The sequence below is a fragment of the Streptomyces umbrinus genome (genome assembly GCF_030817415.1).
In the GTDB taxonomy this organism is placed as follows: domain Bacteria; phylum Actinomycetota; class Actinomycetes; order Streptomycetales; family Streptomycetaceae; genus Streptomyces; species Streptomyces umbrinus_A.
Window position 1 is genome coordinate 3,984,992 of sequence record NZ_JAUSZI010000002.1, and the last position, 20,050, is coordinate 4,005,041.

The 20,050-nt window shown below is 70.9% G+C and carries 17 protein-coding genes; 3 read left to right on the forward strand and 14 right to left on the reverse strand.

The window, feature by feature from the left end; all coding sequences use genetic code 11:
• Positions 1–65: 65 nt before the first annotated feature.
• The 12 genes from QF035_RS17400 to QF035_RS17455 form a co-directional block, all read right to left on the reverse strand.
• Entirely contained in the window at positions 66–632 is a 567-nt protein-coding gene (locus QF035_RS17400; protein WP_307521243.1) for a GNAT family N-acetyltransferase, read from the reverse strand.
• Positions 610–2,892: an MMPL family transporter gene (locus QF035_RS17405; protein ID WP_307521244.1), complete on the reverse strand. Its 2,283-nt coding sequence runs from the start codon at positions 2,890–2,892 to the stop codon at positions 610–612. The genes QF035_RS17400 and QF035_RS17405 overlap by 23 nt, the downstream gene beginning before the upstream one ends.
• A 491-nt stretch (positions 2,893–3,383) precedes the next feature.
• Positions 3,384–4,895, reverse strand: a complete 1,512-nt coding sequence (gene gatB / locus QF035_RS17410; RefSeq protein ID WP_307521245.1) for an Asp-tRNA(Asn)/Glu-tRNA(Gln) amidotransferase subunit GatB — start codon at positions 4,893–4,895, stop codon at positions 3,384–3,386.
• A gap of 16 nt (positions 4,896–4,911) precedes the next feature.
• Positions 4,912–5,154, reverse strand: coding sequence for a hypothetical protein (locus QF035_RS17415; RefSeq protein WP_055614821.1), 243 nt, complete (start codon positions 5,152–5,154; stop codon positions 4,912–4,914).
• Entirely contained in the window at positions 5,151–6,656 is a 1,506-nt protein-coding gene (gene gatA / locus QF035_RS17420; RefSeq protein WP_269648460.1) for an Asp-tRNA(Asn)/Glu-tRNA(Gln) amidotransferase subunit GatA, read from the reverse strand. The genes QF035_RS17415 and gatA overlap by 4 nt, the downstream gene beginning before the upstream one ends.
• Before the next feature lie 5 nt (positions 6,657–6,661).
• Complete coding sequence (gene gatC / locus QF035_RS17425) at positions 6,662–6,958, reverse strand: Asp-tRNA(Asn)/Glu-tRNA(Gln) amidotransferase subunit GatC (protein WP_015036350.1); 297 nt, start codon at positions 6,956–6,958, stop codon at positions 6,662–6,664.
• 279 nt (positions 6,959–7,237) lie between these two features.
• Positions 7,238–9,541, reverse strand: coding sequence for a putative bifunctional diguanylate cyclase/phosphodiesterase (locus QF035_RS17430; protein ID WP_307521248.1), 2,304 nt, complete (start codon positions 9,539–9,541; stop codon positions 7,238–7,240).
• A gap of 252 nt (positions 9,542–9,793) precedes the next feature.
• Positions 9,794–12,001 carry an NAD-dependent DNA ligase LigA gene (ligA, locus tag QF035_RS17435; RefSeq protein ID WP_307521249.1) on the reverse strand — a complete coding sequence of 736 codons (2,208 nt, stop codon included), beginning with the start codon at positions 11,999–12,001 and terminating at the stop codon, positions 9,794–9,796.
• Between the two features lie 15 nt (positions 12,002–12,016).
• Complete coding sequence (locus QF035_RS17440; RefSeq protein ID WP_373466954.1) at positions 12,017–12,985, reverse strand: methionine synthase; 969 nt, start codon at positions 12,983–12,985, stop codon at positions 12,017–12,019.
• Between the two features lie 152 nt (positions 12,986–13,137).
• On the reverse strand, positions 13,138–13,836 hold the full coding sequence (locus QF035_RS17445) for an SDR family oxidoreductase (protein ID WP_307521252.1): 699 nt from the start codon (positions 13,834–13,836) through the stop codon (positions 13,138–13,140).
• A 53-nt stretch (positions 13,837–13,889) separates the two neighbouring features.
• Positions 13,890–14,429 (reverse strand): LOG family protein, encoded by a 540-nt coding sequence (locus QF035_RS17450; protein ID WP_307521253.1) that lies wholly within the window; start codon positions 14,427–14,429, stop codon positions 13,890–13,892.
• Between the two features lie 9 nt (positions 14,430–14,438).
• Complete coding sequence (locus tag QF035_RS17455; protein ID WP_307521254.1) at positions 14,439–15,251, reverse strand: class I SAM-dependent DNA methyltransferase; 813 nt, start codon at positions 15,249–15,251, stop codon at positions 14,439–14,441.
• Positions 15,252–15,376: 125 nt separating this feature from the next.
• On the opposite strand from QF035_RS17455, the gene QF035_RS17460 reads away from it, so the two are divergent.
• Entirely contained in the window at positions 15,377–15,700 is a 324-nt protein-coding gene (locus QF035_RS17460) for a DUF427 domain-containing protein (protein ID WP_307521255.1), read from the forward strand.
• Between the two features lie 65 nt (positions 15,701–15,765).
• A complete protein-coding gene (locus tag QF035_RS17465) occupies positions 15,766–16,548 on the forward strand; it encodes an alpha/beta fold hydrolase (RefSeq protein ID WP_307521256.1) in 783 nt (260 codons plus the stop codon).
• A gap of 65 nt (positions 16,549–16,613) precedes the next feature.
• On the opposite strand, the gene mnmA is transcribed toward QF035_RS17465, so the two are convergent.
• Positions 16,614–17,738 (reverse strand): tRNA 2-thiouridine(34) synthase MnmA, encoded by a 1,125-nt coding sequence (mnmA, locus tag QF035_RS17470; protein ID WP_307521257.1) that lies wholly within the window; start codon positions 17,736–17,738, stop codon positions 16,614–16,616.
• Between the two features lie 60 nt (positions 17,739–17,798).
• On the opposite strand from mnmA, the gene QF035_RS17475 reads away from it, so the two are divergent.
• Positions 17,799–18,503: an N-acetylmuramoyl-L-alanine amidase gene (locus tag QF035_RS17475; RefSeq protein ID WP_307521259.1), complete on the forward strand. Its 705-nt coding sequence runs from the start codon at positions 17,799–17,801 to the stop codon at positions 18,501–18,503.
• A gap of 141 nt (positions 18,504–18,644) precedes the next feature.
• Here the strand turns inward: QF035_RS17475 and QF035_RS17480 are convergent, their stop codons facing one another.
• On the reverse strand, positions 18,645–19,814 hold the full coding sequence (locus QF035_RS17480; RefSeq protein ID WP_307521260.1) for a cysteine desulfurase family protein: 1,170 nt from the start codon (positions 19,812–19,814) through the stop codon (positions 18,645–18,647).
• Positions 19,815–20,050: the final 236 nt, after the last annotated feature.

Below are 20,050 nucleotides of genomic sequence, written 5' to 3' on the forward strand. Positions count from 1 at the left end.
CGCGCCGGGCGGCTTTTCGCCCTACTCGGCGCCCGTACGCCACCGCCCCGAGCACGGTCGGGACGTCACTTCCAGGCACGCGCGCGTGCGGCACGCCACTCGGGCGCGAGCACCGACCACACTTCCGTGTCCTGGCGTACGCCCCGGTACGGGAAGCTCTCCCTGAGCACCCCGTCGCGGTTCATACCGAGCCGCCGCGCCACGTTGATGCTCGGTTCGTTGGCGGACGACGCCTGCCACTCCACGCGGTGGATGCCCCGCTCCTCGACCGCCCAGTCGATGAGGATCCGCATGGCGCGCGTGACCAGTCCGCGTCCCGCGCCGGCCGGCTCCAGCCAGCAGCCGACCTCGCAGGTGCCCCGCTCGGCGTCGAAGTGGAGGAACAACACACCGCCGACCAGCTTCCCCTCCAGCCACAGCCCGTGCAGGCTGCCGGTGTCGGTGGCGCGCTTGTCGGCGAACGCCTGGAGGAGTTCCCTCGCGGAGTCGACGTCGACGGCCTTGGTCCCGAACGGAATGTGCTGCCCTATGAACTCGCGCCCCCGGTCGAGGTGCGCCAGGAACTCCTCCGCGTGCCACGGCTCCAGGGGCCGCAGTTCGGCGCCGTCGTCACCCAGGGATATCGCGTACATCCTGCTGCTGCTCCTTCACGAGTACCTCCACGAGCGCGTCCTCGCGCGCCCCCGGGATCCTCGCACGGCCCTCCGCGTCGACGGTACGGGTTTCCGGCGGCTCGATGCTGATGCGCGGCAGGCGCCGGTCGAGCCAGCGGGGCAGCCACCAGTTGGCGCCGCCCAACATGTGCATCAGGGCCGGGACCAGGAGCGTACGCAGCACGAAGGCGTCGAGGGCGACGGCCGCGGCGAGCGCTATGCCGAACATCGCGATGACGCGGTCACCGCTGAGCACGAAGGCCAGGAAGACCGAGATCATGATCACGGCGGCGGAGTTGATCACCCGGCCGGTCTCGGCGAGGCCCACGCGGACGGCTCGCCGGTTGTCACCGGTCTCCAGCCACTCCTCGTGCATCCTGCTGACCAGGAACACCTGGTAGTCCATGGAGAGCCCGAAGAGCACGGAGACCATGATCACGGGCAGGAAGGGCTCGATCGGGCCGGCGCGGCCGAGGCCCAGCAGTTCGCTGCCCCAGCCCCACTGGAAGATCGCGACGACGACTCCGAAGGAGGCGGTGACGGCCGCGATGTTCATCGCGGCGGCCTTCAGGGGGATGCCGATGGAGCGGAAGGCGAGCAGCAGCAGGACACAGCCGAGGCCGATGACGACGCCCACGAAGAGGGGCAGTTTGCCGACGATGACGTCGGCGAAGTCGTCGTACGAGGCGGTCATGCCGCCGACCTGGAGGTCGAGCGTGGTCCCCGTCTCGGCCTGCGGCAGCACGTCGTCGCGCAGCCGGTCGACGAGGTCGCTGGTCCGCTCGGACTGCGGCGAGGACGTCGGTACGACGCTGAGATAGGCGGTGTCGCCGGCGTTGTTGTACGTCACCGGGGTCGCCGTCCGGACGCCCTCGGTCGCCCTGAGTGTGGCGTCGAGGTTGTCGAGGGCGACCCGGTCCTGGGCCCCGCCGACGTGTGTGACGAGGGTCAGCGGCCCGTTAAGTCCGGGCCCGAAGCCTCCCCCACTCTCCGAGCGGGAGGTGCCCCCAGCGAGCAGGTCGTACGCCTGCCGTGTGGTGGCCGTCTCCGGGTTGTTGCCCTGGTCGGAGGTGCCCAGGTGCAGGGAGAAGGTCGGGATCGCGAGCAGGGCCATGACGGCCAGGGCGACGCCGCCGAGGAGCTTGGGGTGCTTCTCGACGAAAGCGGACCAGCGGGCGGCGAGCCCGGTGGGGATCTCCGGCTGGGGGCCGTGCTCGTCCAGGCGGCGGCGCTCACGGCGGCTGAGGGCGCGCATGCCGATGAAGGAGAGGAGCGCGGGCAGCAGGGTCACGGAGGCCGCGACGGTGAGGACCACGGTGAGGGACGCGGCGATCGCGACGCCGTTGAGGAAGCCGAGCCGCAGTATGAGCATGCCGAGCAGGGCGATACAGACGGTGGCGCCCGCGAAGACGACCGCGCGCCCGGTGGTGGCCACCGCGTTCCGTGCGGCCTCCTCGACGGAGAGTCCGCGTTTCAGGCCGCGTCGGTGCCTGGTCACGATGAACAGCGCGTAGTCGATGCCCACGCCGAGTCCGATCAGCATGCCGAGCATCGGCGCGAAGTCGGCGACGGTCATCGCGTGCCCGAGGAGCGCGATCCCGGCGTACGCCGTGCCCACGCTGACCAGGGCCGTGGCGATGGGCAGCAGCGAGGCGGCGAGGGAGCCGAAGGCGAGGAAGAGGACCACCGCGGCGACGATCACCCCGACGACCTCGGCTATGTGGCCACCCGACGACTCGGTGAGGGCGACGGCCTGGCCGCCCATCTCCACCTGGAGTCCGTCCGTCCCGGCGGCCTTCGCGGTGTCGACGACGGCCGTGGCCTCGCCCTGGTCGATGTCCTCGGCCGGGTCGTCGAAGGTCACGGTGGCGTAGGCCGTACGTCCGTCGCCGCTGATCTGGCCCGCGCCGTGGCCCTTGTACGGGCTGTCGACCGCGGCCACCCCGGGCAGGTCGGCGATCTCGTCGAGGGTGTGGCTCATGGTCTGCTCGACGTCCGCGGCACGGACCGTGCCGGCGGTGGTGTGCCAGACAACGGTGTCGTTGTCGCCGCCGAGGCCGGGGAAACCGTCCTGGAGGAGCTGGCTGGCGCGGCCCGATTCGGTGCCCGGCGCCTCGTAGTCGTTCGAGTACGCGGTTCCGGTGACGGCAGCGGCGGCGGTGATCCCGCCGAAGGCGAGGAGCCAGAGCAGTACGGCGACGAGGCGGTGCTGGACACACCAACGTGCTAGAGCTGCCACGGACGAGCTCCCCTGGGTGTTTTGTGGATCTTTATCGGGAACTGCCCGCAAAGAACGCATGACCAATTCGTTATCACTCTTGCAGCCGAAAGTGATCGTTAGCCGCATTCGTGGGTTTACTCACAGGAGTGCGAGGCAGTTCACACGACAATCCAATGAACTCTGTCGCCCCACGCGGCGTCCGCAGACACGCCAATGGGGGGTACATCGGTCCCGATGCACCCCCGATCGCCCTACACGCGGTAGGAGTGAGCGGCCTCAGAGACATGTACGCACGAGACCTCGACGGCGTTCAGCTCGTCCCCTCCCCGCGCCCCGTCAGGGGCGCGGGGAACTGCGCGCCCAGCCACGGACGGCCCGCACAGGCACACTCCCGCAGTGAACCAATAGGGGCGGGGTCTGGGGGCGCAGCCCCCAGGACGGAACGCCGGAGGGGGCGTGCACCTGAGAACTCAGGTGCACGCCCCCTCCGCAAGGCAAAGACCGAGGGCTCAGCCCTCGACGCCCAGCTTCTCCAGGATCAACTCCTTGACGCGGGCCGCGTCGGCCTGCCCCCGCGTGGCCTTCATGACCGCGCCCACCAGGGCGCCCACGGCGGCGACCTTGCCCCCACGGATCTTGTCCGCGATGGCCGCGTTGCCGGCGATGGCCTCCTCGACGGCCGTCGTCAGGGCGCCCTCGTCGGAGACGACCTTCAGACCGCGCTTCTCGACGACCTCGTCCGGGGTGCCCTCGCCCTTGAGGACGCCCTCGATGACCTGGCGGGCCAGCTTGTCGTTGAGGGAGCCCTCGTTGACCAGGGCGGTCACCCGGGCGACCTGCTCGGGCGTGATGGCCAGGGCGTCCAGGGACACACCCGACTCGTTGGCCGTACGCGCCAGTTCGCCCATCCACCACTTGCGGGCGGAGGCCGCGTCGGCGCCCGCCGCGATCGTGGCGACGATGGAGTCGATGGCACCGGCGTTGAGGATCGACTGCATGTCGTGGGCGGTGATGCCCCACTCCTCGCGCAGCCGGTTGCGCCGGGCCAGCGGCTGCTCGGGCAGGCCCGCGCGCAGCTCCTCGACCCACTCGCGGGACGGGGCGACCGGCACGAGGTCCGGCTCGGGGAAGTAGCGGTAGTCCTCCGCCTCCTCCTTCACGCGGCCCGAGGTCGTGGACCCGGTGTCCTCGTGGAAGTGGCGGGTCTCCTGGATGATCGTTCCGCCGCTGCCGAGAACCGCGGCGTGCCGCTGGATCTCGAAGCGGGCGGCGCGCTCGACGGACCGCAGCGAGTTGACGTTCTTGGTCTCGCTCCGGGTGCCGAACTTCTCGCGGCCGTGCGGGCGCAGCGACAGGTTCACGTCGCAGCGCATCTGGCCCTGCTCCATGCGGGCTTCCGAGACACCGAGCGCCTTGATGAGCTCGCGCAGCTCGGCGACGTACGCCTTGGCGACCTCGGGAGCGCGCTCGCCGGCGCCCTCGATCGGCTTGGTGACGATCTCGATGAGGGGGATGCCGGCGCGGTTGTAGTCGAGGAGCGAGTGCGAGGCGCCGTGGATACGGCCGGTCGCGCCGCCGACGTGCAGCGACTTGCCGGTGTCCTCCTCCATGTGGGCGCGCTCGATCTCCACGCGGAAGACCTCGCCGTCCTCCAGCTGGACGTCCAGATAGCCGTTGAAGGCGATCGGCTCGTCGTACTGGGAGGTCTGGAAGTTCTTCGGCATGTCCGGATAGAAGTAGTTCTTCCGGGCGAAGCGGCACCACTCGGCGATCTCGCAGTGCAGCGCGAGACCGATCTTGATCGCGGACTCGACGCCGACCGCGTTGACGACCGGCAGCGCGCCGGGCATGCCGAGGCAGGTCGGGCAGGCCTGCGAGTTGGGCTCGGCGCCCAGCTCGGTGGAACAGCCGCAGAACATCTTGGTCTTGGTGCCGAGTTCGACATGGACTTCGAGGCCCATGACGGGGTCGTACGACGCCAGCGCGTCCTCGTACGACACCAGGTCAGTCGTGACAGTCACGGTGAAACTTTCCCTCTCAGCCCAGCAGGACGTCGTCGTCACCGAGGCGCTTGAGCTCCCGGTAGATGATCGCAAGGCCGGTGACGATGGCGGCGGCGGATACGGCGGCGTCGATGAGCCTCAGGGTGTCCCCGTCACTGCGGGCCAGCTTGGCCTGCTTGGCAACACTGATCGCGCCGAACGCTGTACTGCCGAGCGACAGGTACAGCCCCTTCTTCGACTTCTTGAAGTTCTTTGCCTTGTTGGCCGTGGCACTCACAACGACGGAGCCTCCTCGATCAGCGGGTGCCCCCAGCGTTCCACGAACGCGGCCTCGACAGCAGCACCGACCTTGTAGAGGCGGTCGTCCTGCATCGCGGGGGCGATGATCTGCAGGCCCACGGGCAGGTTGTCCTCCGGCGCGAGACCGCAGGGCAGTGACATCGCGGCGTTGCCCGCGAGGTTCGTCGGGATGGTGCACAGGTCGGCGAGGTACATCGCCATCGGGTCGTCGGCGCGCTCGCCGATCGGGAAGGCGGTGGTCGGCGTCGTGGGCGACACGATCACGTCCACCTGCTCGAACGCCTTCTCGAAGTCGCGCGTGATGAGCGTACGGACCTTCTGGGCGCTGCCGTAGTACGCGTCGTAGTAGCCGGAGCTGAGCGCGTACGTGCCGAGCATGATGCGGCGCTTGACCTCGTCACCGAAGCCCGCCTCACGGGTGAGGGCGGTGACCTCCTCGGCGGAGTGCGTGCCGTCGTCGCCGGTGCGCAGGCCGTAGCGCAGGCCGTCGAAGCGGGCGAGGTTGCTCGAACACTCGGACGGGGCGATCAGGTAGTAAGCCGAAAGGGCGAGGTCGAAGGACGGGCAGTCCAGCTCGACGATCTCGGCGCCCAACTCCTTGAGGAGCGAGACGGACTCGTCGAAGCGCTGCACGACACCGGCCTGGTAGCCCTCGCCGCGGAACTGCTTGACGACACCGACGCGCATGCCTTCGACGCTGCCGTTGCGGGCGGCCTCGACGACGGCCGGGACGGGCGCGTCGATGGAGGTGGAGTCGAGGGGGTCGTGCCCGGCGATGACCTCGTGCAGGAGGGCGGCGTCGAGGACCGTACGGGCGCAGGGCCCGCCCTGGTCGAGGGAGGACGAGAACGCGACCATTCCGTACCGCGAGACGGCGCCGTACGTCGGCTTCACGCCGACCGTGCCGGTGACGGAGGCGGGCTGCCGGATCGAGCCGCCGGTGTCCGTGCCGATGGCGAGGGGCGCCTGGTAAGAGGCGAGCGCGGCGGACGAACCGCCGCCGGAGCCGCCGGGGATGCGGGTGAGGTCCCACGGGTTCCCGGTCGGCCCGTATGCGCTGTTCTCGGTGCTGGACCCCATGGCGAACTCGTCCATGTTGGTCTTGCCGAGAATGACGACGTCGGCGGCCTTGAGCCGCTTGGTGAGCGTCGCGTCGTACGGCGGGATCCAGCCTTCGAGGATCTTCGAGCCGACGGTCGTCGGGATGCCCTCGGTGGTGAAGATGTCCTTGAGCGCGAGGGGGACGCCGGCAAGCGGGCCGAGCTTCTCGCCCTTCGCGCGCTTCTCGTCGACGGCACGGGCCTGGGCGAGCGCCCCGTCCCGGTCGACGTGCAGGAAGGCGTGCACCTTCTCGTCGACGGCCTCGATGCGCGCGAGGTGCGCCTCGGTGACCTCGACGGCGGTGAGCTCGCCGGCGGCGATCCTGGAGGCGATCTCCGCGGCGGTGAGCTTGATGATGTTGACGTTGCTGTCCGTCATGGTGATTAGTCCTCCCCCAGGATCTGCGGCACCTTGAAACGCTGCTGCTCCTGGGCCGGGGCGCCGGAGAGCGCCTGCTCGGGGGTGAGCGACGGACGGACCTCGTCCGCGCGCATGACGTTCGTCAACGGCAGCGGGTGGGAGGTCGGCGGTACGTCTTGGTCGGCGACCTCGCTGACGCGGGCGACCGCGCCGATGATGTCGTCGAGCTGGCCGGCGAAGTGGTCGAGCTCTTCGCCCTTCAGCTCCAGACGCGCCAGCCGGGCGAGGTGGGCGACCTCCTCGCGCGTGATGCCAGGCATGCAGCGATCCTCAGGGGTGAGTGAGTGTGGTTTGGCCCAATCCTATGGGTCGCACGGGCATCCCCGTACATCGGTTTCCCGGGCACGGCTCGGTGGGGGACGCATGCGGGCGGTATGGGCCGTACGGGTCTCACGCGCCGCACGACGGCCCGGACCGCCGCAAGACGGCCGGACGTGCGCCGACGGCGAGGACGCCCCACGGGAGACCTTCACGTCTCAGGTACCAGTAACGGGCGGTGCGGGCGGGAGACGAAGACCCACCGACCCGCACCCGAGGAACTACTCCTCAGCTGCCGCAGGCAACGCCGCGGGCAGGGCCGCCTTGGGCCGCTGCCACCCCCGAGACCCCCGCGCGAGCAGCCAGGCCGTGGCCTCCTCCGGAGGCATGGCCGCCGCCACGAGCCACCCCTGGACCGCGTCGCACCCGAGATCCCTGAGCCGCTCCCACGTCTCGTCGTCCTCGACGCCCTCGGCGACGACCACCAGCCCGAGCGAGTGGGCGAGATCGATGGTGCACCGCACGATCTCGGCATCCTCGGTGTCCACGGCGAGCCGCGCCACGAACGACCGGTCGATCTTCAGCTCGCTCACGGGCAGCCGCCGCAGATGCACCAGCGACGAATACCCGGTCCCGAAGTCGTCGAGCGACATCTTCACGCCGTGCCCGGTCAGCCCCGCCAGGGTGTCCGCGGCGCGCTGCGGGTCCTCGAGCAGCACGTGTTCCGTTATCTCCAGCTGAAGCGACCCCGCGGGAACTCCGTGCCGAGCGAGCCGTGCGGCGACCGACCCGGCGAACCCGGGCGTGTGCACGTCCCGCGGTGACACATTGACGGCGACCGGAACCCGCAGCCCCCGGGCCCGCCAGCTCGCCACCTGGGCGAGCGCCGTCTCCAGCACGTACTCGGTGAGATGCGGCATCAGCCCGGACGACTCGGCGATGGCTATGAACTCGTCCGGCGGCACCTTCCCGCGCTCGGGATGCACCCACCGCACGAGCGCCTCAAGGCCTGCCACCTGTCCGTCGAAGCGGACCTTGGGCTGGTAGTGCAGCTCGACGTCTCCCGCGTCGAGCGCCCGCCGCAGGTCCCCCAGCAGTCCGAGCCGGTCGGGGGTGTTGGAGTCCCGCTTGGACTCGTACACCTCCACGCCCGTACGGTCGCGCTTCGCCTGGTACATCGCGACGTCCGCCCGCCTCAGCAGCCCCTCCGCGTCCAGCGCGTGGTCGGGGAAGACGGCGAGCCCGGCGCTGGCCTCCAGGACGAGCGTGAGCCCGTCGAGGTCGAGCGGTGACCCGAGCGCGGCCACGAGATTGCGGGCGACCCGCGCCGCGGACGTCGTCGAGTCGACGATGGGCAGTAAGACGGCGAACTCGTCCCCGCCGAGCCGCGCGGCCTCCGCCCCGCGCGGCAGCGCCACCCGCAGCCGGTCCGCTATCTGCAACAGCAGGCGGTCTCCAGCGAGGTGGCCGAGCGTGTCATTCACGGCCCTGAAGCGATCGAGATCGATCAGCATCAGTGCGGAGCGTGCACCGATTCGTTCGGCGTCGTCCAGCGCCCGCCAGGTCCGTTCGAGTAGCCACTGCCGGTTGGGCAGTCCGGTGAGGGGGTCACGCAGTTGCTCCTCGGCCCGCGCCCGCGCTATCCAGAGCGTGGAGTCGAGAGCGATGAGCGGGACCGAGAAGAGCGGCAGCAGGACGGGGAGGGCGATCGCGACGACGCAGATCAGCGGGGCGATGCCGAGCAACGCGACGGCGACCAGCCCCTGTCTGACCAGGGCCGTTCGGGCCACGGTCGGCAGTCCGGCCGTGCGCGGCGCGTGGAGGTACCAGAGCAGCGCGCGGGAGACCACGAGATACGCCCCGGCCACCAACACCACCGAAGGAGCCGTATAAACAGTCCAAGTCTCCGGTTTCCAGGGCGTCTCGACGGACGGCACCCGGCCGAACACGGCGAGCACCAGCGCCCCGGCGCCGATGCCGAGGATGTCCACCGCGCCGTGCAGCAGACCCTGCCGCCAGCGGTGACGACGGGCTATGCCGACGAGGACGACGACCGTGAGGCTGACCATTCCGGCGGGCACCCAGCCGTACAGCAGCAGGACGGCGAGGGTGAGGGCCGCGCCGGAGCCCGTGCCGCCCCACCAGCGGGAACGGCCGAGCGCGACCAGGTGGCCGACGATGATGCCGACCAGGACCGCGAGCGCCCAGCCGGTGGAGCCGGACGGAAAGAGCGCGTGGTTCCCGGTGAACGCCCGGTAGAAGCCCGCGCCCAGGACGAACGCGGCCGACGTGACGACCGCCGCGGGCAGCGCGGGCCAGGACATCTGCTTCTCGGACTCGTGGCCCGGCACGTGGGACGGGGATCCGGGGACGGAGGTGAGGCGGCCCGGGCCGTTCCCGGCCGCCGCGCTGTACTGTCCGGCGGCGCGCACCTGCCCGCCCGGACGCCCTGCCGGCCGCGCGACCCTGAGGCCCGCTCCGAACTCCCGGCTTCGCTCCAGCAAGGGGTGCCCCCATCGCCGCACGCCGGTCACCCAGCGCGGGCGCAGCCGTGAGTCCGGGGCGGCGCTCTCGGTCGGTTCCATTCCCGTCCCTCTCACAGCCGGCGGTGCCCACGCCACGCGGCCCGACTAACCCTCAACGGCACCGCGTCTGATAACCCTTCCCCAGGCTCCCGAAGAGCAGGGGATGCCCCAACCGCAGCTGGGCACGGCAGGCGCACACCTCAACAGTAGGCCGCAGAAGGCTTCCACGGGCAGCGGTCGTCGACGGTTGCCCGAATGCGACCCGGCCACCCGTATGCATCTGGTATGCGCCGAACGGGTGGTCTTCAACCGCTACTCCTCGATCGGAAGCGCGACTTCGGCCGCTGCCTCCGGTCCTTGTTCGAGCAGGACGGCGAAGCCCTCCTCGTTCAGAACCGGCACTTTGAGCTGCATTGCCTTGTCATACTTCGATCCAGGATTGTCACCCACGACAACAAAAGCCGTCTTCTTCGAAACAGAACCGGTCACTTTCGCTCCCCGGCTCTGGAGTGCTTCTTTCGCTCCGTCGCGGGTGTGATGTTCCAGGGTGCCGGTCACGACGACCGTGAGCCCTTCGAGCGGGCGGGGTCCCTCGTCCTCGCCGGAGCTCTCCTCCTCCATGCGGACGCCCGCGGCCTTCCACTTGCGGAGGATCTCCTGGTGCCAGTCCACCGTGAACCACTGCTTCAGCGAGGCGGCAATGGTGGGCCCGACGCCCTCGACGGCGGCCAGCTCCTCCTCCGTGGCCTGCTGAATGCGGTCGATCGAGCGGAACTCGCGGGCCAGGGCCTCGGCCGCGACCGGCCCCACGTGCCGGATGGACAGGCCGGTGATGATCCGGGCCAGCGGACGCTCCTTGGCGGCCGCGATGAAGTCCAGCATCGCGAGCGCGTTCTTCTTCGGGGCGCCCTCCTGGTTGGCGAAGACCGTGGCGATCTTCTCCTCGCCGGTCTTCGGGTCCCGCTTGGGCAGTCCGCTGTCCTGGTCGAGGACGTACGCCTTGATGGGCAGCAACTGCTCGATGGTGAGGTCGAAGAGGTCGCCCTCGTCCCTCAGCGGCGGCTCGGCGGGCTCCAGGGGCTTGGTGAGCGCGGCGGCGGCGACGTAACCGAAGTTCTCGATGTCCAGGCACTTGCGGCCGCCGAGGTAGAAGAGGCGCTCGCGCAACTGGGCCGGGCAGGTCTGGCCGTTCGGGCAGCGGAGGTCGATGTCGCCCTCCTTGGCGGGCGCCAGCGGTGTGCCGCACTCGGGGCACTCGGCCGGCATCACGAACTCCCGCTCGCTGCCGTCCCGCAGGTCGACGACCGGGCCGAGGATCTCCGGGATGACGTCACCGGCCTTGCGGAGCACCACGGTGTCGCCGATGAGGACGCCCTTGGCCTTCACCACGTCCTGGTTGTGCAGCGTGGCGAACTCGACCTCGGAGCCGGCCACCGTGACCGGCTCCACCTGCGCGTACGGAGTGACGCGGCCCGTGCGGCCCACGCCCACGCGGATGTTGACCAGCTTGGTGTTGACCTCCTCCGGCGCGTACTTCCAGGCGATCGCCCAGCGGGGCGCGCGGGAGGTCGAACCGAGGCGGCCCTGGAGGGGGATCTCGTCGAGCTTGACGACCACGCCGTCGATCTCGTGCTCCACGGAGTGGCGGTTCTCTCCGTAGAAGGCGATGAACTCCCGTACACCGTCGAGGTCGTCGACCACCTTGCCGTAGCGGGTCGTCGGCAGGCCCCACGCGTGCAGCAGGTCGTACGCCTGGGAGAGGCGGCTCATGCCGTCGAAGCCCTCAAGGGCGCCGATGCCGTGGACGACCATGTGCAGCGGCCGGGTCGCCGTGATGCGGGGGTCCTTCTGACGGAGTGAACCCGCCGCCGCGTTGCGCGGGTTGGCGAAGGGCTTGTCACCCGCCTCCACCAGACGGGCGTTGAGCTCCTCGAACTTCTCCATCGGGAAGTAGACCTCGCCGCGGATCTCCACGAGGTCCGGGATGCGGTCGCCGTGGAGACGGTCGGGGATCTCCGTGATCGTACGGACGTTGGGCGTGATGTCCTCGCCCGTGCGGCCGTCGCCGCGGGTCGCCGCGCGGGTGAGACGGCCGTGCTCGTACGTGAGGTTGACCGCGAGGCCGTCGACCTTCAGCTCGCACAGGAAGTGGTGGTCGGAGGTGCCGACCTCCTTGGCGACGCGGTCCGCCCAGCCGGCCAGCTCCTCGTCGTCGAAGGCGTTGTCGAGGGAGAGCATGCGCGAGCGGTGCTGGACGGCCGTGAACTCCGTCTCGTACGCCCCCGCGACCTTCTGGGTCGGTGAGTCGGGGGTGCGCAGCTCGGGATGCTCGTCCTCCAACGCCTCAAGAGCGCGCAGGAGTTTGTCGAAGTCGGCGTCGCTGACGACCGGCGCGTCCTTCACGTAGTACCGGAAGCGGTGCTCCTCGATCTGCTCAGCGAGCTGCGCGTGCTTCTCCCGAGCCTCGGCGGGCACGGGCCCCGCAGCCGAGGCCAATTGTGCGTCCTTGTCGCCGGCCACCGTTTCGTCCTCCCGTTACTCTGGGTTGTCCGCGAGGGATCTCGCCGCCCGGGCGCAGTGGGCGAGTGCCCGGCGCGCGTACTCGGGGGAAGCGCCCGCGAGTCCGCACGACGGGGTGAGTGTGACCGCGTCCGTGAGAAGCCCCGGATTCAGCCCCAGCCTGCGCCACAGCGTCCTGACACCCATGACGCTACCGGCAGGGTCTGACAATGGGGCATCCGTCCCGGGGACGACACCGGCGAAGAGCTTGGTCCTCCCTTCCACCGCTTCCCCGATCGTGTCGTCGTCACGCTCGGTGAGGAGAGCGAAGTCGAAGGAGACGGCGGTCGCTCCGGCTCTGCGCAGCAGCGCGAACGGGACGTCGGGCGCGCACGAGTGCACGACGACCGGGCCGCCGGCCTGTACTGAGACGACGTCCCGCAGCGTGGCCTCGACGAGCTGCCGGTCGACGGCACGGTGGGTGCGGTAGCCGCTCGCGGACCTCACCCGGCCGCTCAGTACGGCGAAGAGGGACGGCTCGTCGAGCTGCAGGACGACATCGGCACCGGGCACGCGACGGCGTACCTCGGCGAGGTGTTCCCGCAGTCCCTCGGCGAGCGATCCGGCGAGGTCGCGGCAGGCGCCGGGGTCGGAGAGCGCCACCTCGCCGTTGCGCAGTTCCAGCGCGGCGGCGAGCGTCCAGGGGCCGACCGCCTGGACCTTGAGCGGGCCCTGGTAGCCCTGGGTGAACTCCTCCAGGGCGTCGAGGTCTTCGCCCAGCCAGGACCTGGCCCGCTTGGTGTCCCGCCCCGGCCGGTCCCCGAGCCGCCAGCCGCTGGGCTCCACGCGCGCGTACAGCTCGGCGAGCATCCCGGCGGTCCGCCCGATCATGTCGGCGCCGGGGCCCCGGGCGGGCAGTTCCGCCAGGAATGGCATGCCCGTCTCGGGGCCCTCGAAGGTCCCGGCCACTGTCTTGGCAGCCTCCCGGGCGTCCCCGCCCGGCATCGACCCGACACCGGTCGCGGGGCCGGGCCTGAACTCGCTGTTTTCGCTCACCCGGGCAGCCTACGGAATGCCCGCGGAACGGGACGCCACAGTCCGTGTCCGGGCTCGGGTCCAGGTGCGGGTCCGGGCGCGGGTCCGGATTCGGCTCCCCGTCAGCGGCCGGGACGTACCGTCATGTCGTTGATCTCCGCGTCCCGGGGCAGGTCGAGGGCCATGAGGATGCTCGTCGCGACGGACTCGGGGTCGATCCACTTCGAGGCGTCGTACTCCTTGCCCTCCTGCTGGTGGACCTTGGCCTGCATGGGGCTCGCGGTGCGGCCGGGATAGACGGTCGTGACGCGGACGCCGTTCGCGTGCTCCTCGTTGCGCAGGGAGTCGGCGAGGGCCTTCAGACCGTGCTTGGAGGCCGCGTACGCGGACCAGCCGGCGGAGGCGCTGAGGCCGGCGCCGGAGTTGACGAAGATCACATGGCCCTGGGTGACGCGGAGTTGGGGCAGGAAGTGACGGGTCAGCTCGGCGGGCGCGATCAGGTTCACGTCGAGCTGGTGGCGCCACGTCTTGGGGGTCAGCTCGCCGACCGGCCCGAGGTCGACCACACCCGCCACGTGCAGGAGCGAGTCCACGCGGTCGGGCAGCGTCTGGTGCGAGAACGCCCAGGAGAGCCGGCCCGGGTCCGCGAGGTCGCCGACGAGGGTCCGGGACCCGGGGAACTCGGCGGCCAGCTCCTTCGCGCGGCCCGCGTCGCGCGCGTGCAGGACGAGTTCGTCCCCGCGCGCGTGGAGGCGGCGGGCGACGGCCGCGCCGATGCCGGAACCGGCCCCGGTGATCAGATGAGTAGGCATGCCCGCCATGCTCGCACGCGCATGCCCCTCCCCCGCCGGGCACTGTGGCCGCTGCCGACGGCTCACTGTGTGCCCTGGCTCTCCTCCAGGTAGGCCAGCGCCCCGACGGGCTCCTCGGCGAAGAACACGAGCTCCGTGAGGGGCAACGGCAGGAAGCCCTCGTCCTCCATACGGCGGAACTGCTCCTTCAGGCCGTCGTAGAAGCCCGCGGTGTTGAGCAGGACGACGGGCTTGTCGGTGTGCCCGTGCTTCTTCAGCTCCAGGATCTCCGTCGCCTCGTCGAGCGTGCCCGTGCCGCCGACCATGATCACGACGGCGTCGGCCTTCTCCAGGAGCAGCGCCTTGCGCTCGGCGAGGTCGCCCGCGATGACCATCTCGTCGGCGCCCGGGCGCGCCTTGGCCGCCAGGAACTCCACGGAGACGCCCAGCAGCCGTCCTCCGGCCTCCTGCACGCCGTCGGCTACCACCTTCATGAGCCCGACGTCCGAACCGCCCCACACCAGAGTGTGCTCGCCCTTGCCGAGCAGTTCGGCGAACTCGCGGGCAGGGCGGGTGTAGCGCTCGTCGAGGTCGGCGGCCGAGAGGAAGACGCAGATATTCATGGCTCCACGCTACGACCCGGCTCCGACATCACGGCCCGGATCCGACATCGCTGTCACCCTCATCCTCGACTGGCGGTGCGGCAGGGTCTCCCAGTCCTCCAGGAAGCGGGCCGACAGGCCGTGGGGCGCGGCGAGCCCGACGAGGGTCTCCGTGCGGTAGTAGAAGTCCTCGTGCAGGACCTGGTGTTCCCTGCCCTCGGTCCGGTCGAAGGTGAAGTCGAAGAAGCCGCCGGGCGCCAGGATCCGGCCGACGTGCGCGAAGCACTCCTCGATGACGTGCGGCGGCGAGTGCGAGAACACGCTGTGCGCGTGCACCACGTCGAAGTGCGCGTCCGGCAGGAACGCGAACGTCAGGTCGTCGGTGAGCGTCAGATGCGGCAGCCGGTCCTGCAGCCCCTCCCGTACGAGGGTGTCCTGGGCCGCGATGAGGATGTCCGGCGAGATGTCGATCCCGTAGTAGTGGCCGCTCTCCAGGTAGTCGATGAACAGCCGCCCGGCGCGCAGGTTCCCGCAGCCGATCTCCAGCATCCGGTGGTCGGGCTTCAGCCCGTGCCCCACCAGGTAGTCGAACTGCATCCGGCCGATCTGCGTCCACCGGTCGCGTGACGGGTTGTGCCCGACCGCCGACTCGGCACCGCGCGCGGCGTCCGAGGCCATCACCGCCCGGTAGTACGCGATGTGGTCGCGGCCGTACCGCAGTCGCAGCCAGGCGTCACGCGTGGCCCTGCGCGCGTGCGCGGGGACCCTCTCGGGATACCGCAGGGCGTATCGCACCTGGTGGGCGAGGGTCGTGCGGTTGCGGGTCAGGCGCGTGGCTCCCATGAGGACCTCCGCCGGAGAGAAGCCAAGGAGAAGAGACGGACGAAAAGCCGGGGTCGAAGGGGAAGAACACGACAGCAGCCTGCGCTGTACCGGACGAGACCGCTACCTGAGGAGGCCGAAAAGCCGTGACCCAAGGCCACCGCATCACCATCGAGCAGGGCACCGAGCACGTCCGTGTCGTGCACGACGGCAAGGTGCTCGCGGAGAGCACCCGCCCGCTGCTGCTGCGCGAGACGGGCCTGCCCGTGCGCTACTACCTCCCCGCGGAGGACGTACGCCTCGATCTGCTGACCCCGTCGGAGACCCGCACCCACTGCCCCTTCAAGGGTGACGCGTCCTACTGGTCGCTGCCGGACGCTCCCGACCTCGTCTGGAGCTACCCCGACCCCAAGCCGGAGGTCGCCGAGATCAAGGACCACCTGTGCTTCTACGAAGTAGAAGCCGTCTGACCCCGTCTCCGAACGGATCCATATCTCACCGATGAGTTCCGGGCCGCCCGGCAGTCCTCACAGGCATGGAGAAGAAGACGATCTCGCGCGATGGCACTCCCATCGCGTACGAAGTCAGTGGTGAGGGCCCGGCGGTCATCTTCGTGACCGGGGCGATGGCCACGGGCGCTTCCGACGCGCCCCTGGCCTCGCTCCTGTCGGACCGGTTCAGCGCGATCGTGTACGACCGCAGGGGCCGAGGCGAGAGCGGTGACACACAGCCCTTCGCGGTGGCCCGGGAAGTCGAGGACATCGCGGCTCTCATCGAGGTCACGGGCGACGGCAGCGCGGGCCTGTACGGCATGTCGTCGGGCGCCGCACTGGTCCTGGAGGCGGCGGCGAGCGGGCTGCCGGTCGGCAAAGTGGCCGTCTACGAACCGCCGTTCGCCGTCTACGAAGGGGGCGGGAAACAGCGCGCGGAGTACACCGAGCGCCTCGCCCAACTGCTGGCGCAGGACAGGCGCGGAGACGCGGTGGAGCTGTTCATCGCCCTGACCGGGGCGCCCCCCGAGGTCATCAGGGGCATGCGGCACTCCGCGGTGTGGCCGGCCCTGGAGGCGGTCGCCCCGACCCTCGCGTACGACAACGCCGTGATGGGCGACGGACTGGTGCCCCGCAAGCGCCTCGCCTCCGTCCCCGTGCCCGTGCTGGCCCTGGCGGGCGGCGCGAGCCCCGAGTGGATGCGCGAGTCCGCCCGGGCCACCGCGGAGGCGGCGCCGGACGGGACGTACCGCGTGCTGGAGGGCCAGACTCACATGGTGGATCCCGGCGTCCTGGCACCGGCGCTGGCGAAGTTCTTCGCTGTGTAGCCGTACGGCCGCGCCACCGTGCAGCGCGGTACGGGACCGACTCGGGCCGGCCGGTACTGGCCGTCTCAGGCCAGTGCGGTCGCCGCGCGCGTGGTCGTCGCGATCGTCGCCGAGCCCACCACGCGGGTGTCGTCGTAGAGGACGATCGCCTGGCCGGGGGCGACGCCGCGGACGGGCTCGGCGAAGCGCACCTGGAGCTCGCCGTCGACGACTTCCGCGGTGACCGTGGTCTCGCCGCCGTGGGCGCGGAGCTGGGCCGTGTACGTGCCCGGGCCGGCCGGAGCGGCACCGCACCAGCGGGGCTTGACGGCCGTCAGGGCGGAGACGTCCAGGGCGGCCGCCGGGCCGACCGTCACGGTGTTGTCCACGGGCGAGATGTCGAGCACGTACCGCGGCTTGCCGTCGGGGGCCGGGTGGCCGATGCGCAGGCCCTTGCGCTGGCCGATCGTGAAGCCGAACGCGCCCTCGTGGCTGCCGAGAACCGTGCCGGACTCGTCGACGATGTCGCCCTCCGCCTTGCCCAGGCGGTTCGCGAGGAAGCCCTGGGTGTCGCCGTCGGCGATGAAGCAGATGTCGTGCGAGTCCGGCTTCTTGGCGACGGCGAGGCCCCGCTGCTCGGCCTCCGCGCGGATCTCGTCCTTCGTGGTGACCGTGTCGCCGAGCGGAAAGAGCGCGTGCGCGAGCTGACGGTCGTCCAGCACACCGAGGACGTACGACTGGTCCTTGGCCATGTCCGAGGCGCGGTGCAGCTCGCGCGTGCCGTCGTCGTTCACGATCACCTGGGCGTAGTGGCCGGTGCAGACCGCGTCGAAGCCGAGGGCGAGGGCCTTGTCGAGCAGGGCCGCGAACTTGATCTTCTCGTTGCAGCGCAGGCAGGGGTTCGGGGTGCGGCCGGCCTCGTACTCCGCGACGAAGTCCTCGACCACGTCCTCGCGGAAGCGCTCGGCGAGGTCCCACACGTAGAACGGGATGCCGATGACGTCCGCGGCGCGGCGGGCGTCGCGCGAATCCTCGATGGTGCAACAGCCACGCGCGCCCGTGCGGAACGATTGCGGGTTCGCCGAGAGGGCGAGGTGGACTCCGGTCACGTCATGCCCTGCTTCCGCGGCACGGGCGGCGGCGACGGCGGAGTCCACACCACCGGACATGGCGGCCAGTACGCGAAGGGGGCGCTGCGAGGTCTCAGTCATAACCCTTCCAGGGTACGGGTCCGTGGGAACCGGAGCCCACGAGTATCCGTTCGACTAGACATGCACGATCAGGGTGGGGATACGGCGAAGGACACGGACCGGCGGATCGGACGCCGTGCGCTGCTCATCGGCGGGGCCGTGGCCGCCGTTGGCACCGCCGTGCTGGCCCAGGACGATCTGAGACGCATGTGGTGGCGGCTGCCGAGCGTGGAGAAGCCGCGCAAGGAGGGTGCGGTCGACTTCCGGGGCGCGCGCTGGGTGGCGGCGTCCTCGTCGAACTGGCGTATGGCCGACCGGCCCGACGACTTCGGCATAGACCGCGTGATCATCCATGTCACACAGGGCAGTTACGCGAGCGCGGTGAAGGTCTTCCAGAACCCCGCGCACGGCGCCGCCACGCACTACATCGTCCGCCAGGACGGCCGCGTCACACAGATGATCCGCGAGCTGGACGTCGCCTTCCACGCGGGCAACCGCGATTTCAACGAGCGGAGCGTCGGCATCGAGCACGAGGGCTTCGTGGACCGCCCGAAGGACTTCACGGACGCGATGTACGAGGCCTCGGCCCGTCTGACGGCCCGTATCTGCGCCCGGTACGACATCCCGGTCGACCGGGAGCACATCATCGGCCACGTCGAGGTACCGGGCACGGACCACACGGACCCGGGCCCGCACTGGGACTGGAAGAGATACATACCCCTGGTGCGCGAGGCAGCCGAGCGGTCGGCCTCCCCGTCGGCGGAGCCGTCCGCGCGCGGCGCGTAGACGCGCGCGGACGGCTGGCGCGCGCCCCGTCAGGGGCGCGGGACGGTGGCATTGTGCGGCTCCGCCGCGTGGGCGCGACCAGCCCCCACCGGCCCGCAGCTACGAACGGCCCGCGCCTAAACCGCACATCCAGCAGAGCGCTCAGCTCAGCCCCGCCGTCCGCGCCCTCTCCACCGCCGGCCCGATCGCCTTCGCGACCGCCTCGACGTCCGTCTCCGTCGAGGTGTGGCCGAGGGAGAAGCGCAGGGTGCCGCGGGCGAGGTCGGGGTCCGTGCCCGTGGCGAGGAGTACGTGGCTCGGCTGGGCCACGCCCGCCGTGCACGCGGAGCCCGTGGAGCACTCGATGCCCTGCGCGTCGAGCAGCAGGAGCAGCGAGTCCCCCTCGCAGCCGGGGAACGTGAAGTGGGCGTTGGCCGGCAGGCGGCCCCCGCTCGCCGGGTCGCCGCCGAGGATCGCGTCCGGCACGGCCTGGAGTACGGCGTCCACCAGGTCGTCGCGCAGCCCGCCGATCTCGCGGACGAACCACTCGCGCTGCTCGGCGGCGGTTCGGCCCGCCACGGCGAACGCGGCGACGGCCGGCACGTCCAGCGTCCCGGAGCGTACGTGCCGCTCCTGGCCCCCGCCGTGCAGGACCGGGACGGGGCTGTACTCACGGCCCAGCAGCAGCGCCCCGATGCCGTACGGGCCGCCGATCTTGTGGCCCGAGACGGTCATCGCGGCGAGGCCCGAGGCGCCGAAGTCGACGGGGACCTGACCGAAGGCCTGGACGGCGTCGGCGTGCAGCGGGATGTCGAACTCCCCTGCCACGTCGGCCAGTTCGCGGACCGGCATGACCGTGCCGATCTCGTTGTTCGCCCACATGACGGTCGCGAGGGCGACGTCGTCGGGGTTGCGCGCGACGGCCTCGCGGAGGGCCTCGGGGTCGACGCGGCCGTACCGGTCGACGGGGAGGTACTCGACCGTGGCGCCCTCGTGCTCGCCCAGCCAGTGGACCGCGTCGAGGACGGCGTGGTGCTCCACGGGGCTCGCGAGGACCCGGGTGCGGGCCGGGTCGGCGTCGCGGCGGGACCAGTACAGGCCCTTCACGGCGAGGTTGTCGGCCTCGGTGCCGCCGGAGGTGAAGACCACCTCGCTCGGGCGGGCGCCCAGGGCGTCCGCGAGGGTTTCGCGGCCTTCCTCGACCGTCCGGCGGGCGCGGCGGCCGGCGGCGTGCAGGGAGGATGCGTTGCCGGTGACGGAGAACTGCGCGGTCATTGCCTCGACCGCCTCCGGGAGCATCGGGGTGGTCGCGGCGTGGTCGAGGTATGCCATGGTAGGCCCGATTCTAGGGCCCGCTATGTGATGGGCTGGTCGGGCGGGGGGTCTGCTGGGCCCAAGCCGGGGTGCGCCCACCGGCGCTGTTGCTCAGCCCCTCTTACCGGGCACCCGGCGCCATTGGCTGTGCCCACCCTCCCCCACTCTCGGCTTCGCTCGAGCGGGGGGACCCCCATCGCCCTGCGGAACGCCTGCCCACAGAGGTAGCACGGCGGCCGGTCGCGCCCCCTGCA

Excerpts from the sequence above, each read along its gene's own strand:
- QF035_RS17400 (WP_307521243.1), bottom strand. The coding sequence starts at position 632 with ATGTACGCGATATCCCTGGGTGACGACGGCGCCGAACTGCGGCCCCTG.
- gatA (WP_269648460.1), bottom strand. The coding sequence starts at position 6,656 with ATGACGGACAGCAACGTCAACATCATCAAGCTCACCGCCGCGGAGATC.
- gatC (WP_015036350.1), bottom strand. The coding sequence starts at position 6,958 with ATGCCTGGCATCACGCGCGAGGAGGTCGCCCACCTCGCCCGGCTGGCG.
- QF035_RS17430 (WP_307521248.1), bottom strand. The coding sequence starts at position 9,541 with ATGGAACCGACCGAGAGCGCCGCCCCGGACTCACGGCTGCGCCCGCGC.
- QF035_RS17440 (WP_373466954.1), bottom strand. The coding sequence starts at position 12,985 with ATGCCGGGCGGGGACGCCCGGGAGGCTGCCAAGACAGTGGCCGGGACC.
- QF035_RS17445 (WP_307521252.1), bottom strand. The coding sequence starts at position 13,836 with ATGGCGGGCATGCCTACTCATCTGATCACCGGGGCCGGTTCCGGCATC.
- QF035_RS17450 (WP_307521253.1), bottom strand. The coding sequence starts at position 14,429 with ATGAATATCTGCGTCTTCCTCTCGGCCGCCGACCTCGACGAGCGCTAC.
- QF035_RS17455 (WP_307521254.1), bottom strand. The coding sequence starts at position 15,251 with ATGGGAGCCACGCGCCTGACCCGCAACCGCACGACCCTCGCCCACCAG.
- QF035_RS17465 (WP_307521256.1), top strand. The coding sequence starts at position 15,766 with ATGGAGAAGAAGACGATCTCGCGCGATGGCACTCCCATCGCGTACGAA.
- mnmA (WP_307521257.1), bottom strand. The coding sequence starts at position 17,738 with ATGACTGAGACCTCGCAGCGCCCCCTTCGCGTACTGGCCGCCATGTCC.
- QF035_RS17475 (WP_307521259.1), top strand. The coding sequence starts at position 17,799 with ATGCACGATCAGGGTGGGGATACGGCGAAGGACACGGACCGGCGGATC.
- QF035_RS17480 (WP_307521260.1), bottom strand. The coding sequence starts at position 19,814 with ATGGCATACCTCGACCACGCCGCGACCACCCCGATGCTCCCGGAGGCG.